Origin of the sequence: Paenibacillus sp. MY03 (assembly GCF_002165585.1) — a bacterium.
GTDB classification, from domain to species: domain Bacteria; phylum Bacillota; class Bacilli; order Paenibacillales; family Paenibacillaceae; genus Pristimantibacillus; species Pristimantibacillus agaridevorans.
In genome coordinates this window covers 82,541-99,430 of sequence record NZ_MXQD01000038.1, presented here as the reverse complement: position 1 = coordinate 99,430, position 16,890 = coordinate 82,541, and the positions used below count along the sequence as shown (strand labels likewise).

The 16,890-nt window shown below is 46.7% G+C and carries 10 protein-coding genes; 3 read left to right on the top strand and 7 right to left on the bottom strand.

From position 1 onward, the window contains the following. Positions 1–3: 3 nt before the first annotated feature. From B1748_RS25430 to B1748_RS25420, 3 genes are read right to left on the bottom strand one after another with little or no spacing between them, the layout of a single operon-like run. On the bottom strand, positions 4–933 hold the full coding sequence (locus B1748_RS25430; protein ID WP_087570746.1) for a Gfo/Idh/MocA family protein: 930 nt from the start codon (positions 931–933) through the stop codon (positions 4–6). Further along, positions 930–2,243 carry an enolase-like domain-containing protein gene (locus B1748_RS25425; protein ID WP_087570745.1) on the bottom strand — a complete coding sequence of 438 codons (1,314 nt, stop codon included), beginning with the start codon at positions 2,241–2,243 and terminating at the stop codon, positions 930–932. Before B1748_RS25425 ends, B1748_RS25430 begins: the two co-directional genes overlap by 4 nt. Before the next feature lie 46 nt (positions 2,244–2,289). Further along, a complete protein-coding gene (locus tag B1748_RS25420; protein WP_179215826.1) occupies positions 2,290–3,294 on the bottom strand; it encodes a Gfo/Idh/MocA family protein in 1,005 nt (334 codons plus the stop codon). A 365-nt stretch (positions 3,295–3,659) separates the two neighbouring features. On the opposite strand from B1748_RS25420, the gene B1748_RS25415 reads away from it, so the two are divergent. Next, positions 3,660–4,850: a coenzyme F420-0:L-glutamate ligase gene (locus B1748_RS25415; protein WP_087570743.1), complete on the top strand. Its 1,191-nt coding sequence runs from the start codon at positions 3,660–3,662 to the stop codon at positions 4,848–4,850. 99 nt (positions 4,851–4,949) lie between these two features. On the opposite strand, the gene B1748_RS25410 is transcribed toward B1748_RS25415, so the two are convergent. Continuing rightward, complete coding sequence (locus B1748_RS25410) at positions 4,950–6,560, bottom strand: S-layer homology domain-containing protein (RefSeq protein WP_179215825.1); 1,611 nt, start codon at positions 6,558–6,560, stop codon at positions 4,950–4,952. Between the two features lie 93 nt (positions 6,561–6,653). Then, on the bottom strand, positions 6,654–7,988 hold the full coding sequence (locus tag B1748_RS25405) for a sensor domain-containing diguanylate cyclase (protein WP_256975925.1): 1,335 nt from the start codon (positions 7,986–7,988) through the stop codon (positions 6,654–6,656). Positions 7,989–8,435: 447 nt separating this feature from the next. Here B1748_RS25405 and B1748_RS25400 point away from each other — a divergent pair, with 447 nt between their 5' ends. Further along, positions 8,436–9,866, top strand: coding sequence for an extracellular solute-binding protein (locus B1748_RS25400; protein ID WP_087570741.1), 1,431 nt, complete (start codon positions 8,436–8,438; stop codon positions 9,864–9,866). Beyond that, complete coding sequence (locus B1748_RS25395) at positions 9,853–11,430, top strand: extracellular solute-binding protein (RefSeq protein ID WP_087570740.1); 1,578 nt, start codon at positions 9,853–9,855, stop codon at positions 11,428–11,430. Before B1748_RS25400 ends, B1748_RS25395 begins: the two co-directional genes overlap by 14 nt. Positions 11,431–11,497: 67 nt before the next feature. Here B1748_RS25395 and B1748_RS25390 read toward each other — a convergent pair whose 3' ends face one another. Together B1748_RS25390 and B1748_RS25385 are read right to left on the bottom strand one after the other, a co-directional pair. Next, positions 11,498–14,629 (bottom strand): glycosyl hydrolase family 2 protein, encoded by a 3,132-nt coding sequence (locus tag B1748_RS25390; RefSeq protein WP_087570739.1) that lies wholly within the window; start codon positions 14,627–14,629, stop codon positions 11,498–11,500. A gap of 60 nt (positions 14,630–14,689) precedes the next feature. Then, the gene (locus tag B1748_RS25385) at positions 14,690–16,882 is read right to left on the bottom strand and encodes a family 78 glycoside hydrolase catalytic domain (RefSeq protein WP_087570738.1); all 2,193 of its coding nucleotides are present in this window, start codon (positions 16,880–16,882) and stop codon (positions 14,690–14,692) included. Positions 16,883–16,890: the final 8 nt, after the last annotated feature.

The following is a 16,890-nucleotide window of genomic DNA, read 5'->3' as shown; positions in this document are numbered from 1 at the left end:
AACTCACTTCTGATCGGGAAATTTCATCGCTTTGTACTGTTGCGCAAACAAACCTCCGTTATAGCCAACTTCGCTTAATGGAATATCTTGAATACGGATAAGCGCCCCGTCCCGTTCCGCAGACATTTTGGCAGCAATTGCTGCCATTTCCGCCTCTGCCAGCTCATCGAGCGAGATCGGCGACGGCGCTTCTCCCGCCATGTAAGGCAGAACGTTTTCCAATATGGCTTGATATAAGCGATTATTGTCCGCCTTTATAAACTCGACTTGTTTTTGCGTCGTTATCGAGGCGTAAAAAGGCAAGTAACCCGAAGTCTTCCCGATGCTCACCATTGCGCGCCTGCCGTCTTTCCAAGCCAGCTCGATCTGTTGCTGTGTGGTCTCCCCCACGTATCTGGCCGATTCGATCCCCGCTCCCATAAGACCATGAAGCATGGCATAAGCATGAATACCGTAGTTAAATTCATCTACCGCGCAGCCGACAAGTCCATACACCCATTCTTCCGTTCCTATGCCTCTTTCTCTCCACTCTTTCACTTCATTGCAATAACGGAGTGCAGATCCGCCTGTAAGTATGGCGCCATCCTTGCCCCAATCGATGAGCTGCTGCAGGTCCCTGGCGTTGCCGGCTAAAGGTTTGTCGATAAATACGGCTTTCCCCGCTTCTATAAAAGGCCTTGCGTGTTGGACATGCAAATCCCAATCGCAGCTGTGAATAAACACCGCATCTACCCGCTCGACCAGCTCTTCTATCGTTTCGCAAGCATGATCAATGCCATGCTCGCGGGCAAATGTAGAAGCATATCCAGGAGGATAGATCGTTCCGCTATCGAACACTCCGGTGACGTGATGTCCCATCTCGCGAACAATGGGGACAAAGCTGCCAGGATGTGATGTATCGAGGTCCACCAAACCGATTTTTAATGATGTCATTTCGTTTGCCCACCTCTGCCATATAAGCGATTTTCGTATTCGGAGCCTATTTCAAGCGCCCCTCCCAGTACGTTAAAAAAAGAATCGTCCAATGTAAAAAGTCCTTTATCAGGTGTAATCCATGACGCATCGGAATAGGGATGCCAGCTTTTCATCCGTTCCCAATTGCGGTAGTTCTGTTGACCGTTCGCTTCTAAAACGCCGATCTTTAATTCGGGAAGCGGAGGCAACTGAGCGGCCAATGTTTTGTTCCAATCCGCTAATACGGGATTAGCGGTTAGATCGGCGCAGAAACAATGAATACCTCTATCGCGAGCTAGCTTAGCGATTTTTAAACTCATGCTCATCGTCTTAGCGATCGGCTTAAGCGCAATCGCCTTATAACCCATCTCAATCCTCAGTTGCGCATCACTTTCGTTATGGATGCTTTCGTCGGCTGCAAATCGAACGGGCAAATCCGACACATCGATAACATTCGTTTCGTTAAACGGCTCCTCAAGCAGCACTATGCTCTCCAGTGCGCCTATCCGATCGGCATGTTCCAGGAAACTTATCATGCGACCTTTCCCGTCATACCTGCCATTGGCATCCAAGTAATAAGCGATTTTCCCGTTCTGCGTGTATGGCGTATCGAAGCGAGAAGCAATGCGGTGGATCTGTGACAGCCTCTGTTTGTCCCATTCCAGCATTTTGGCAGGATCCCCGTTTTGTTCGGGATCGGCGCCGATTTTAATTTTCAAAATAAAATAACCTTCTCCAAGAATCTGTTCAATCTTCTCTTCTGACAGATTGTAAGACACAAGAGGGATGCACCCTAGCTGTTGCTGCCGAGCCGATAAGGCCGAACGGTATGGCTCAGGAACCAACTCCTGGAAGCCGCCTCCCGCGCCCTTGCCTTTGCTGTACAAGGACCAAGCCGCTTGATCCAAGGCAACAAGCGAATTCAGAGCAAAGGTCGCACGAAGATCTTCCCTTCCAACACTTCGTTGCGCGAATGCATGCACTTCCGGAAATAATCGATCCATTAAATCAATTGGCGTATCAAATTCCGAGTGCTCCGCAAGCATCAATGCATATTGGGTCGCATTAGCCATCAAAGCGTTGCCGGTTTGCTCTCCATATTGCGAAAATACCCGGTCGTCGGACCATAAGACGCTTTGAACGCCTACTCCGATGCCGAGGGCGCCGTCTTGAGAACAAAGCCCTGCCACCGATTGCCATAACTCCGTCAAGTAGTCCCCTTTAAATCCGAAAGGTTCCAGCAAAGGTTCTTGGATCGATAGATGCTTGGATTCGGCGATTGTTATCATTTTTTATCCTCCAATCGATAAGCTCTCCCCGTCAATACGACCTTCCCTATCCTTGGTTAACCCTCTCGCTTATGGACTCCTCGACTACGGCTTGAATCAGCTCCGGCTTGCCGCTTTCCAGCGAAGCAATCGCTTGCAAGATCATCAGCGTGGCGTATAAGCCGTCCACATGATCGATTGTCGCTTTGGCGTTTTCCTGCAAGCATTTTAGAAACGCTCGATTTTCTTCCATAAACCCGCTTTCCGTGCCTTGGAATACTTGCGGCTCTTTTCCTGCCTCGGTATAGGTCAAAGTAGTGAGACGATCGGATATGGTAATCGATTTGCCTTCTGCAAACATTTGCATAAAAAACTTGCTCGTTAATGGGGGACAATCGCTATCGCCCTGGACCAAACAGCCCGCCGCGCCGTTGTCGAATCGATAGACGGCAACCAGGTTGTCAACAACGCCGCTCGGTTGATAGTAGTTGCCGCCAGCCGCATATACCTCTACCGGATCGCCTCCTGCCATAAATCGCATAATATCGGTGGAGTGGCATCCTTGGCTGATGACGTTGCCTCCGCCTTTAACGGGATCATTGGGCCATATGCCGTCCCCCCATCTGCTGTCCATCATTTGCATGGTCACCATAATAGGATTAGGGATCAATTCTTTCGCCTTCCACAACATCTCGTAGTATCTCATCTTAAACGCCGTAAATAACATTTTGCCTGTACGCTTTACCGTTTCTCCCACAGCCACACATTCCTCTACCGTCATCGCCAGAGGTTTCTCTACGAGCACATGCTTGCCGCTCTCCATAGCACGGATGCAGTATTCGGCATGCGTATCATGCATGGTACACACATACACAACGTCTATCGATGGATCATTAAACAGTTGATCGGGATCATCCGTCGCATAATCTGCGCCAAACTCCTCCATCAATTTTTCTGCGCTTGGCTTGTAAACGTCGAAACAGCCTGACAGCCTTATTCCCTCAAGCTCAGCGATACATTTGGCATGCGTTCGTCCCAAGTTGCCGCATCCGATCATTCCCACTTTAATCATCGTAAATCCTCCAATCTCTTTTAACTGCTGTATATACGCTTGAAATAAGATAAACAAATCCATATCTGATGTATAAACTGATGTATTTATCTAACATTAAAGTACAGGATTTAAGCTATTTCGTCAATCTATAATCGTATATTTTATATTTTCACTAACATTGATGTACACTAAATGGTTTTTGCGAACGATATACATCAGAGTGGTGGTGAGTGAAACCAAACTAAAATTCGCTTGTCACCATATAATCCCCGCTTATCCCTAGTATTAGGAATATTCATTTTACTTCTACCAATAAACACATGTATAGTACAGTGAGATGCACAACATAACTAAACTTTATATTGTAGTAAGGAGCGATCCATGTGGAAAGAATGGTTGGAACCGTCGTTAGAGGACTACGTTGCCCTATTATAAATCAGGGGGACATTATAGAGGAAATCGTTGTAGAAAGTGTGTTGAAAGCTTCCGAAGCCGAAGGGTTCACAATAAATGATAAAGATATCGTTACGATTACTGAGTCCATTGTTGCTCGTGCGCAAGGTAATTATGCGACTATCGACAATATTGCCAAAGATGTTCGTTCGAAATTTGGAGAAGAGACTGTGGGAGTCATATTCCCGATCTTAAGCCGCAATCGATTTGCGAACTGTCTCAGCGGGATTGCAAAAGGCGCTAAGAAGATTGTTTTAATGCTAAGCTATCCATCTGATGAGGTTGGTAATCACTTAGTTGATATTGACATGCTTGATGAAAAGGGAGTTAATCCATGGACAGATGTTTTGACTGAAAAACAATTCCGCGATTATTTTGGATTTAATAAGCATACGTTTACCGGTGTTGATTATATCGATTATTATAAATCATTAGTTGAAGCATATGGCGTGGAATGCGAGGTTATTTTCTCCAATAATCCAAAAACCATTTTGAATTACACAAAACATGTTCTAGCTTGTGATATACATACACGATTCAGAACAAAGAGAATACTAAAAGCAAATGGCGGAGTCAACGTTTATAGCCTTGACAATATACTGTCTGAGTCTATTGATGGCAGCGGATATAACGAAGCTTATGGTTTGCTGGGCTCAAATAAATCGACAGAAAGCAGCGTGAAGCTTTTCCCGCGTAATTGCCAGCCTGTAGTTGATGCAATACAACAGAGGCTCAAAGAAGTAACTGGAAAAAACCTGGAAGTCATGGTTTATGGAGATGGCGCCTTCAAAGATCCCGTAGGTAAAATATGGGAGCTTGCTGACCCTGTAGTATCGCCCGCCTACACAGCAGGACTGGACGGAACCCCTAATGAAGTGAAGTTAAAATATCTTGCCGATAATAATTTTGCTGAGCTAAGAGGCCAGGAACTGAAAGATGCTATATCGCAATACATTAACAATAAAAATTCAGATCTTACAGGTTCAATGGAAGCGCAAGGCACTACACCCCGAAAGCTTACTGATCTTATTGGATCCTTATCCGATTTAACTTCCGGAAGCGGAGATAAAGGTACGCCTATCGTCTTTATTCAAGGTTATTTCGATAACTATACGAAATAAATACGTTGCGTTATTTAACAATCCTTAAAGAGGGTGTCCCAAAGCCATTAATTTGGCCAGGGCACCCTATCATGTTATAAACCTGATGCGGAGCTCGCCCTACTTTGAGAACGAATAATCATAATAGGTCTCCGCATTGCTTAAGCTTGCCCATATATCCTCACTTTCACCGCCAATATACCAATAGGCTACCCCAGCTAATTTTTTGTCTACGGCTAGGCGATATTTGGTTATTAGGGAACGAGCATCCTCAAACCAGATCGTATGCTTCAAAGACTGCATCATATAACTAGCCACATATTGCCCTATTGCTTCATTCCATACGGGCTTAAGTGCGTAGGTTTTGATCTTCTGATTTTGTTGGGTAAGGGTAATAAATTCGGAGGTTGAAACGGTGCCATTCTCATTTAAGGTCCAATCCCGATTATAGAAAGGGAGGGCGAGAATTACCTTCCCGCTTGGTACGACCTTAAGGAGTGTATCAATGGCATGTTCGTCATACGGCAACGAAGCATTCGAGCCTGGGTATAAGCTTCCCCCATAATGCTCATCGTATCCCATCATCACGACATAATCCGCTTGCTTGCCAAGCGCGGCATAGTCGAATGCTTCCGTCCAATCCGTGCCAAGATCGGGAGACACATCAATGGAGAGCACTGCCCCAAGCGTATGCAGCTGCTCCGCTAAAGAAGTAATGAATGTCGTAAATAATGCGCGATCCTTTGGGGCGACGTTCTCGAAATCAATATTAAGTCCTTCCAGGTCGTAACGCTTCACGATTTCCGATAATTGCTCAACAACTTTATTTCTTACTGTAGAATCAGACAACATAAGGTGGGTAGCTGATTGATCGGATCGATTGCCAACCATTGCCCAAATCTGCTTGTCATTCTGCTTCGCCCATGTAATAAGCTTCGTGTCTGTAGAATCGGACAATTCACCTGTTTCCCCTACGAAATACCAGCGAGGTGATAACGTGTTTACATTCGATTTCAAAATATTGTTCTGATATTGTTCCCTTGTCTGGGCATACTGCCATCCGATAACGATTCTTTTTTCCGGCAACGCCTTAAGCTCCGCAGCCCAGCTCTTATTTTGTAACACTCGATCGATAAGCACGGCTGTTTCCTGCCTTGTTATGGGCTCCGAAGGTCTGAACTTCCCCTTATTATCGCCTTTCATTAATCCTGCTTTATGGACCGCGGCAACGGAGGCGATTGCCCAGTCTGCAATTTCTTTACCATCCTTAAAAGCTGTATGGAGATCAGTAGAGCTTTCCCCGTTCTGTTTCAAAGCTCTTGCTACCCAGACCGCCGCCTCTTGCCGCGTTACCGCCCTCTTTGGAGCAAAGGATGTAGCTGTTATGCCTTTAGCTAGTTCTAGTTGAACAGCAGCCTGTATCCAGCCATAATACCAATCGTCCAGCGCTACATCAGTAAAAGATGTTACGGGACTTACAGCTGGATTAAGCCCCAACAAGCGATCCAATACGGTAATAAATTCAGCTCTAGTAATGGACCTGGTAGGCGAAAAACTAGTTTTCGACGTACCTGTCATCATCTTTTTGTTATATAAATTTATGATTTTATTTTGTGCGTAGCTAGTACTAATATCATCAAAAGGCAGAACTTTATTAGCTGTTGCTGCCTGAAATGCGCCGCTTGCTAAAAAAACGACAATAAATGTCGTTATTGCTAATCTACCCAGCATGGATTTTTTGGAATGCTCCTCTCCCAATCTCAATTCTCGAAGCATACCAAATATTAAGATCGTAGTCATCGCTAAAATAATGGCAAACAAGCATTACGGTTGTTTGAAAACACTTTTGTTTCTTCCGGTATTTTTTGCTTCATATAAGCATTGGTCGGCCAATTCGAATAAATGGGCAAGATGAGTCGCGCTAGCCGGATAAGCTGCAATGCCGGCCGATATAGTAATGGTGTCACCACATGGACTCACGGTGCTTTCTACTAGCATTCGTAGCTTCTCGGCAACTTGATACGCTTCATCGCCACTCCTGTCATGGAGAAGCAACACAAACTCCTCGCCGCCATAGCGGCAACAAATATCTTTTTCTCCTGATACTTCCTTCATTTTTTGGGCTAGAAATATCAAAACTTCGTCACCTTTAGAATGGCCATAGGTATCATTAACCTTCTTAAAATGATCAACATCTAATAGAATGACGGAAAATGCCACCCCATCCTCCGACCACTTCTGAGTTTGTTCATCTAATGTCCGTCGATTTGCAAGCTTCGTCAAAGGATCTGTTTTAGACTGGTAAGTAAAATAGTCGACTCTATCATGGAAAAAACCAAGACTATAGGTAAGTGCTTTTTTTAATTGTATGGCTTCATAATACCAAGTACTAACCTTCTGCATACTTTTCTCTTGATTATTTTCCGTGCTTGACTCCGTAAAATGCGCTAGTTTTTGTAAGGGTTGAGCAATCAGCTTGGAAATAAATGAAATAAGTATTAAAGAAATCAATAAATACGGTAATGATTTAACAATCATTCCATTCATCATGTCCGAGGTGGGGGCTAATGAAACTGCCGCTGGTCTCTGAGATACAATCCCCCATCCAACAGACGGAACATAGGCATATCCTGCAAGCATATCAATGCCTTGTGTGTTTAAGACGCGGGCAGTTCCGCTTTCTTTGTTCATCAGTTTTTGCACGACCGGGTTATGCGACACCAGCTCATTGATCCGATTTGGCATTTGATGATAAATAATACGACCGTCTTCGTCTACAACGTATACATAAGATCCATCATTGTAGAAGTGCTCTCCTAATATCATGTTCAAAATATTGGCTTCCTTTAAATACAAGCTGCCGCCAACTAAACCAAGATATTCCCCATCTTCAGCTACGATCGGATGCGAGATGAAAATAATCAAACGCCCGGTTATGGATAAATAGGGCTTCGATATAAGCGGCCGCTTCCCTTTTAAAGCTTCCTGTCCGCCCGTAGAATCCAGAAGCTTCCCAACTACATCCAGCGTTTGCGGTGACGTCGCGAGAATTTCTCCGTCGGCAGCTACAATCACAACAGAGTTAAACGTGTTTGTTTGCTTTTTCAGACGATCAGCCTCTTGAAGAAGCTTTGTCTTGGAATAATGATCTCCTTTCATGTATGACGAAATGTCCTTGGAGCTTAGTTCCAAGGTTTGTAGAGTCATGTTAAAAAAAACATCCGGTTGTATTGGCAAGTTTTTGTGCGTAGACTCGGTTAGTTTCCAAGGTGTTTTCAATAAGTGTTTGCTGGCTGATCCGATACCCCGATGAGATGCTGCTAAATAGAGTGAAAATCATTGAAAGCAGTGCCGCTGATAAAATTAAATACTTTAACGAGAGCTTCATGGATGTGACCTATCTCCTTTTTCATATCTAGAACAAATATATCATATTCACAGACGAAAAAGAGCCACTCCCCCGTATAATTACGCGGTGTGGCTCTCCGATTCATCGCATTCCGGCACATTCCTGTTCATTCGATGTTGATGCACATTAAATAACATTTGTTGTATGATATACAGTAGATTAACGGAGATTGAGGACAAACTAAAGGATGATGAAAAATGAATCGCGATCAGCCCCAACCAGGACGGAAAAATTATCAGCTTCGGCTGCAAAATATGATCGATCATTTGCGTTCCGATATATTAAACGGGGTGTACGCGCCCGGCGATTTGCTGCCCTCCGAGCTTAAGCTCACAAAACTATTTCAACTTAGCAACAAGTCGGCTCGAAAAGGACTCGACGCTCTGGTTGAGGAAGGTTTGATCGTCAAAGTGGACCGGGTTGGCAGCCGAGTGACGGAGCAATTGCCTGGCTTCTTTCAGTCGATATCATTTGGCTACAGCTCTTCTATCGAGCGGGATTTTGCGCTGCCCTTGCTCATCGAAGACTTCCGCAAGCTGCATCCGACAATCCGGGTCAAGGCGCTGCCCTTGCAATCGGTGTCCAATTATTTGGGCACCGTCAAAGACTATATGAACAGCGGGCTGCTGGATGTGTGCACGATTAACAATCTCGACTTTCAGCATTTGGAGGAAAACGACGACATCGATATGCTGCAGCCTCTCGTTCCGCAAACCCATACATACCGTTTTGCTCAGAGGGCCTTCACCCAGGGACAAACGCTTTTGGCTCAGCCTATCGTCTTTTCTCCGTTAGTGCTGGCCTATCATCGCACGCACTTCCAGGAAGCCAACGTGCCTGAACCCGACGGCAGCTGGACCTGGCAAGATATTATACAGCATGCCCATACGCTTGCTGTCCCTGGCCAGCGGCACGGTTTTTATTTCTATCTGCTGTCGGATAATCGCTGGCCCGTCTTTTTGCTGCAAAGCTGCATGGACTTTGCGATGAAACAGCCGGGCGCATTCCGTCTGCATGGCACTCCTCTGCTAGAAAGTATTCGGCTCTGCAAAGAATTGATTAATAATCGCGAGGTTTTCCCTCGTTATTTGTCCGAAAGCAACGACGATGTCAACGAGCTGTTCCTTCAAGGAAAGGTATCAATGATTTTGACCACCTACACGTCGCTAAACGATTTCAAAGATTTGGATATCCAGTATGATATCTCCCCCGTCCCTTATTTGTTCGAGCCGCGAACGCTTCTAAACGTCATTGGCGTGGCGGTAAACCGGAATTCCAAGCAACCTCAAGCCGCCGCCGCTTTCAGCGACTATCTGGCTTCGGCGCGGGCGCAGCGTATTTTGCGAAATCAAACCATCAGCCTGCCCGCGCTGAAGCCGGTCGCCGAGGAGCCTTTGGAGGATGCCAACAGCCTAAATCGACCTTCGCGCTACGATTTGTTCCGCGAGACGATCTCCTCTTTTCGTATGAATCGGGATTTGAATATGCCTTTACATTCGTTTTTCACTTTAAAAACGATTCTAAAGCAATATTGGTCCGAGTTCATTGACGAAGAGGCGTTATGCGGCCAGGTCGAAGAGTTATTGAATTCGCCATCGGCAAAGGGGGGTGTCTATGCGGAGGAGTAGAATCGGAATCGCAGCAACAGCGGTGATATTGCTGGGCGTTTATGCGCTGTTTCGTTTTGATTTGCTAAACACGAACGATAGGCAGGATGTTTCCGCTAAATCCGAGGGGCTGGATCTTCATTTTTTGATTAGCGGTTCTCCTTCGTCGTATTCGCTTGCATCGGATAGCGATTTTATCAGTGCCATAATCGAAAGCAAATTCAATGTTAATCTTAAGCTCACCGTCATAGCGCCGGATGAAGAATACAACGTTGCGATTGCAAAGATGCTTGCGGCCAACGATCCTCCGGACATGTGGCTGAACATCAGCAGCGACGGCGGCGCCCAGTATATTCTCGACAACGTGCTCGCAGATTTGAATTTTTATGTAACACCTTCCACGATGCCGAACTACTTCCAATATTGGATTGACGAGAAGGAGTTTCGGGAGTATCAAGTGCACAACAAATTCGCACGAGCTCCTCTTCCGTATGATGACAACTCATACCGCGTTTACTACATCCGCAAGGATTGGTTGGATCGATTTCACTTGGCTGTTCCGCAAACATACGATCAATATGTAGAAGCGCTGCGAGCGTTTACCTATCAGGATCCGGACGGCAACGGCATTGACGACACTTACGGATTTACGACATACGGCAACGGGAAAAGCATTTCCCAGGAATGGCCGGAGTATGGGAAGAATGGGCTTGTTTATCCCTATTATTTTGAAAATAATAAATTAGTCGATATGCAAACGGACCCCCGCGTCGGGGATGTCGTCAACGATATTCGAAAAATGATCGACGAAGGACTGGTAGATCCCGATTGGTTTCTAAACTCGGGCAGCAAACATATCGAAAAGGCTGTTCAAGGCAAGGTTGGCGTAATCTTGGGAGATACAGCAGACTTCGCGCTTGATTCCAATCCCGAAAGCCTTCAATCGAGATCAAAGTTTATTAATCCTGAAGCCGACTGGGTACCGTTTAATCCATTGATTAATCAACCCTTGCAAGTAGCGGTTTCCGCTGGCTATCCCTTTGTTTTCTCTAACAATACAGCAGGACTCTATCCGGAGAAATTAAAGAAAACCGCAGCGATTCTGGACTGGCTGGCCAGCGAGGAGGGTTTTCTTTTGACCCATTACGGCTTAGAGGGAACTCATTATTCGCGTAAAGGAAACACCATCTCCATTGTTTCGCCATCCCTTGAGCCAAACGACAAAAATATGGAGACACTAGTAGACATATGGAGCTTCTTCACGCCCAATAGACCCGACGTTCTGGGATTAACCGTCATCGATCCGCTCGTCACCGAACGCGACAAAAGAATGTTGCAGATGATCGGGAAAATCCCGGTATACGAAAGTTTGGGCACGACGCTAACCCCTCCTCTGGGCATCGATGTGGAAGAGATGCGGGCGGCACAAAATAAGATGCAAGTAAAAATGCTCTTTTCGGACAAATCCGGCCACAATTGGCCTGCGTATCGCGAGAAATTAATGACGGAGCACAACGGTGAATTGATATTTAATCAATACGAAAACAAAATACGCTCCTCCAGACGAAATGCCGCTTCAAACTAAACAAAACCGCAGTGATCTTATACAATCACTGCGGTTTATTAGCGTTTTCCTTTTGGCAGCTATGACGTTACGGTTCGACAAGCTTTCGCCGAACAATTTGCGGAGCTTCAAGAAGACCCGATGGAATCAGCTCATAGTTATTCGAGAAATGATCTCCTTCTGTCACAAAGCTGTATGGCCCATATTCGATCGTATACAAGGGAATTTCGTGGAGCGGACCAAACGTATTTCTTCTCGTCAGTACAACTTCAACCTGGGTGGTCTCCCCCTCCCGCCATTCCGAGGTGACATCGGCTTCATACGGACGCCAGGCGATCATCCGCGGCGATTTATTAATCGCGGATTTTATTTTCACGCATGCCCCGGCAAAAGAAGGGAAAGACAACATGACGCTAGCTACATCCTCTTTGGCGACTGTAATGGAATCAAACACATTCTTTTCTATCTGGTAAGTTAGTGCGCCACTATAAAAAGGAAGTCCTTGCCCGGTGAGGCAGCCGACCTCCAGCTTTTCCGGGAGCCTGCCCAGCCGTTTACGATTGCCGTTAAGATATACTCCGAACATACCGACTAAATAGATCGCCTCCAGATCCAAGTCCGCATGGAAGTCCGTGACAAGGGTAATGTCATTGTCCCCTGCCTTCAGCATGTCCAATGGTATTTCCACTTTTTTTAGGCTGAAGTCGATCCACCAATCTGGATGTTTTGGTATGGCCAGCTCATGATTGTTCAATAACACACGGAATCGTTCAGGACGTTCCATGACCAAATAAATACCGTTTGCCCCCAGCTCTTCAACGAAAAAGCTAAATTTCAATTCAAGTCTGCACCGCGCGGCAGTGGCGTCTTTTTCATATTTGCGCTTATACCACGGCTGAATCATAGCGCCTCCCCGATAGGGGAGCTGCAATGTGTCGCGAACGGCACGATCCACCTTTAAAATTTCCGATTCTGTATTCCAATCGCCGCCCTCTATGCGATAGGAGGCTTGGTCAAGCACGCATACGTTAGACTCCTCCAAGGTATAGGCGAATGGCCCATTGATTTCGCCGAGGATATGATCCTCGTATTTCCCCACCAAACGCAAGCCCTCCGTCTTCTCCAGCCTGATGGCATACACATGCTCGCCAGACGGTTCAAAACAAGCTTCGATCTCGATAAAACCGCCACTACGATCAACATTTACCGACCGTCGTTCGCCCGAAGCGCAGTCCCACTCTTCTACTGATCCTTGCGCCTGAACGCCCACTCTAACGTTCGGATACCTACGTTCCCGATTCATATTCATCAGCACGACATAGATGGTGCTATCGTCTCGTCTCATCTGGCCATAGATATCTTCGATTGGCATGCCTGTGTTGGCATCCACAACCGATATGCGATGTTGAGCGGCTTCGCGACAAGCGGATATCAATGGTTCTTTGGCTAGTGGTATCGAGATGCAATCTGCGGACAGCTCCAGACAAGCGCCATCTTCTATAGCGTCGATATAAGCAGGGGGAGCGCCGGCAAAAATGACCTTTCCCCCTGCCTCCCGAAACGAATGAAGAAGCTTTAACGTTGATAAACGCATCGTCGTCATACCCGCCACGACAACAGCCCTGTAAACAGATTGCCCCAATTGCAAGATGGTTCCGTTCGACTCGTCCGCAGCTACCCGGGCCATTCTCCCCATCATCTCCTCGTCCCCGTAGTCGAAGTCGATTTGAGCACCTGCCAGCCACTGAAACGTCTCTTTGTAAACCTCCTCCAACTGCTGTACCTCTGGTGATTGGACAAGTAAGCCCTTGGACCAGCCTGGATACACCTGACACCATAAACTCTCGATTGGATTAAGCACCAAAATATCGCAGATCGGCTTTCCTGTCGTCATGACAACGCCTAACCGGGAAAAGTAGGTCTCCACATAACTATAGTCGCGCCACCATGCGGAATGGTGAGACAGGCTTGCCGGATAGTCTCGCTTTGCTTGGCCTTCCATCGTATACCATGCCAGATGGGGGCAGCGCAAATTGATGCCAAACAGCGCCTGCCAATTGCCTACCGCCTTGTGCGCCTCCAACGGCATTTGCCAGCCCGTACAGCCGTACAATTCCGATAACAGCCACGTTTTGCCTAGTTGTCTGGCTGCCGAGGAAAGCTGTTTTACAATCCAATGACTCGAATTGCTCTCCGATAACACATCAACGCCGGGATACTCCATGTGCTCATAATAACGCATCACCGAACCGCACATCGCAGCCTGCGACGTCAAGTTGTCTTCGTGAAGGACATGCCCCGTAAGGATGAGATTATGGCTTCGGCACCACTCGTTGATCGGCTTTGCGAAGTTGTCCAGAAACATGACCTGCAGCAGCTCCACATAATGCCACTTCACTTGAGAGATCTTTTTCCCTTCCGGCCATAAAAATAGTTCTGGCAAATGCGGGATAAGATCATAACCGAAGGTTTCCTGAAACTGTTGGAACAACGTGTACGTCCAGGGTGCATGCCATTCCGGATTCGCGTTAGTAATGCCGAACCCATCCATGAGGGCGCCCCTATGCGGCTCGTCTGTAAAAATACCTTTAATGGCGTTTCCAAACAGCTCTCCGCATGTTTGCTTATATCGCTCATGAGTCAGCTCCAGAAACTTGTCCGTTGCTTCCCGATTTAACGTATCGACATACGTATGTCCGTTATAGAAGCTCTCTTGCTCCATCTCCGCTATAGAAAACGTCAATACGACATAACCGGACTCTACTGCAGGCAATTCACCGACAGCAAGCTGCCGGCAATTATAATAAGACAACCCTTCCAGTTGACAGGAGAAAGCGGCAATTAATGAATCACGCCATTGAAAGGTTTCTGCCGCTTCCACATGCAAGGAAATAAATTTTAATCGAAAGCGAGGCTCTGTGGTAACCAATCCTCCTGCCGTACCGCTTGGCCATCGATCCTCGTCATAAAGCCATGCTTCCATACCCAGCCTCTCGGCTTCCTCGGCGCAAAGCCGGATAAGCTCAAACCACTCTTCTCCCAAATATTCGGTGGCTAGCCCCGTTCGAGAATGCATAAAAAAACCGCCATAGCCCATTTCTTTAAAAATGTGAATTTGCCTTAACAATTCCTCTCGCTCCAACTGGCCGTTCCATGCCCAAAATGGCTTGCCCCGAAAAGCCGGTGTCGGATTTACAAACAAATCGTATGGGTTTGACATCCTCTTCCCCTCATCCTTAAACGAAATAATGATCCATCCGTTTGATACTTGCATTCACTTTTATTGTTCGATCACCGTTACGCCTTCGGGCACAATCAGCTGAATATCCCCATCATTTGCAGTAAAGGATATTCGGCCGGATGGCGTCTCGAAAGCCAGCTTTACCTCGCAAAGCTCCTTCGGCAAACGGGGAGAAAAGGAGATCGATCTCCATCCCGGCTCCGCAGGCTTTAATCCGATAATATGCTCGATTAAAATCGGAATCGGGGAGCTCGCCCAAGGATGGCATAAGCTCGTATTGGCCTTCAAATCTTTGGACCACGCTTCAAAGCAGGTCGTTGCTCCTTCCTTGATCATGTTTGCCCACGAATGGAGATCATCGGAAGTGATCAGGTTGTAAACCAGCTCATATTCTCCCGCCTCGGCAAGAGCGTTTAAAACAAAATAAGCCATGTATACGCCGCAATTTAATCGCTTGGCCCGGATCAGCTCTACAATCGGCTGTCTTGCTTCTTGCGTTGTCAAGCCGAATAATAACGGCAAAGCATTGGCGTGAAGAGAGGAATGTTTTGAGTCTTCCGAATCTACATAAAGCATGGTTTCGTTATCGTAGAACACCTGGCTAAAGGAACGACAAGTTTGGACCATATTCCGTTGCAGCTCATCGGATACTTCTCCCGCTACCAACCGCTGAATTTCGGCCGTCGTCTTCATCGCCCCATAATAGAACGCATTGAGTACGTTGTGACATCGATCCGGCTGATCAGCACTAAAATCGTAGCCATCACGCATATTTTCCGGCCAATCGATTAAGTTCCACTTGTCCTTAACGCCCGCTATCAAGCCGTCTTCCCGGCGAAATGCAGAAAAATATCGGAGCATATTTTCCGCTACCGGGCACATCTCTCTCAGAAATGCAATATCACCGCTTTGCCTGTAATATTGCAGAAGCTGTATGGGCCACTGAAAGGAAAAATCCGCGATTTCCTGCATGTAACTCCCCGAAGCTACCGCCATTAGGCCGGGGCACACACGTTCTGACAGAGTCGCAAAATCCTGCAGCGACTTGCGAAACAACCGCAAATCGCCGCCCAAATAAGCATGAGCATGCGTAATGACCGTATTGTCGCCCAGATATTGCCCCTTCTCTCTCGACGGACAATCGACGTACGTTTCTTGCGATCCGTATTTGACGCCATTGCTGCAAATCGACCAAATCCCATTAAGCAGCGAACTGGAGGAGCTGAACACACAGGCCTGATCCTGCCATGGATAATGCCTTACGATGGCTTTCACGCTTCCAGTGTCGATCACGATATCCGGATCGGTCAGCACCTCTACATACCTAAAGGCTTTATAGTCAAACCCCTCGAAGCTGTCATCGTTTCCCGACAAGGTCCAAAACTCCTGGAAGAGACAATTGCATCTCATATCGTAACGGACTCGCCCGTTCTCCAGACATTCCTCCCCGTAACGAATCTCGATCCTTCCGCCTTCCCTGCCAATAGCGCTTAAACGGAGTTGACCGGTTACTTCTTGACCAAAATCAATCCAATAACCGTCCTCGATTTGGACGATTGAAGTCGGATCCACTTCATAAACAGACAAGGGCGGGGTTGGCTGTAAAAACAGTTGATAGTCGTTGTCGCCCAGCTCGCACGCCATTTGCCAGGTTTGGTCGTCATCATTAAGGTTCTGCCAGCCCTGCACGCGAAACCGATTATCTAGATGTTCCACAAATTGTGTGTCATAACCGGTCAAATGTCCGTCGCCGTATTGATTTGTCATCCTGTATTTCCAAGACTCGTCTGTCTGGACCGCAACTTTATCACCCAAAACGATTTCTGCGATGAGCCCTTGGCGGTAATCTCCACTATTAAAGGAATGACTGATTAATCCATGGTAATAGACATGCACCGCGATTACATTTAATCCTTCTTGCAGAAAGTTGGAGACCGGAAACCGATTATAGTAATAATGGAAATGAGGCGATTGTGCCGGTCCTTGGCCTACAAATTGTCCATTTATATACACCTTATAATAATCGTCGCCCGATATGTCCAGATATGCTTCGGAGCTGCCCCCCTCCCCCTGCACATCGAATACTTTGCGGAACAACATGTGGCGGTTCCTGAGATCTGCCCTGTGCACGTAAGGCTGAGCGGGAGCCAATTCCTTGCGATACAGATCGATCGGGACCAAACCATCAAACTCGCGATCCGTAATCCATTTGGCCGTCCATTGTTTATCCATCGATTTTT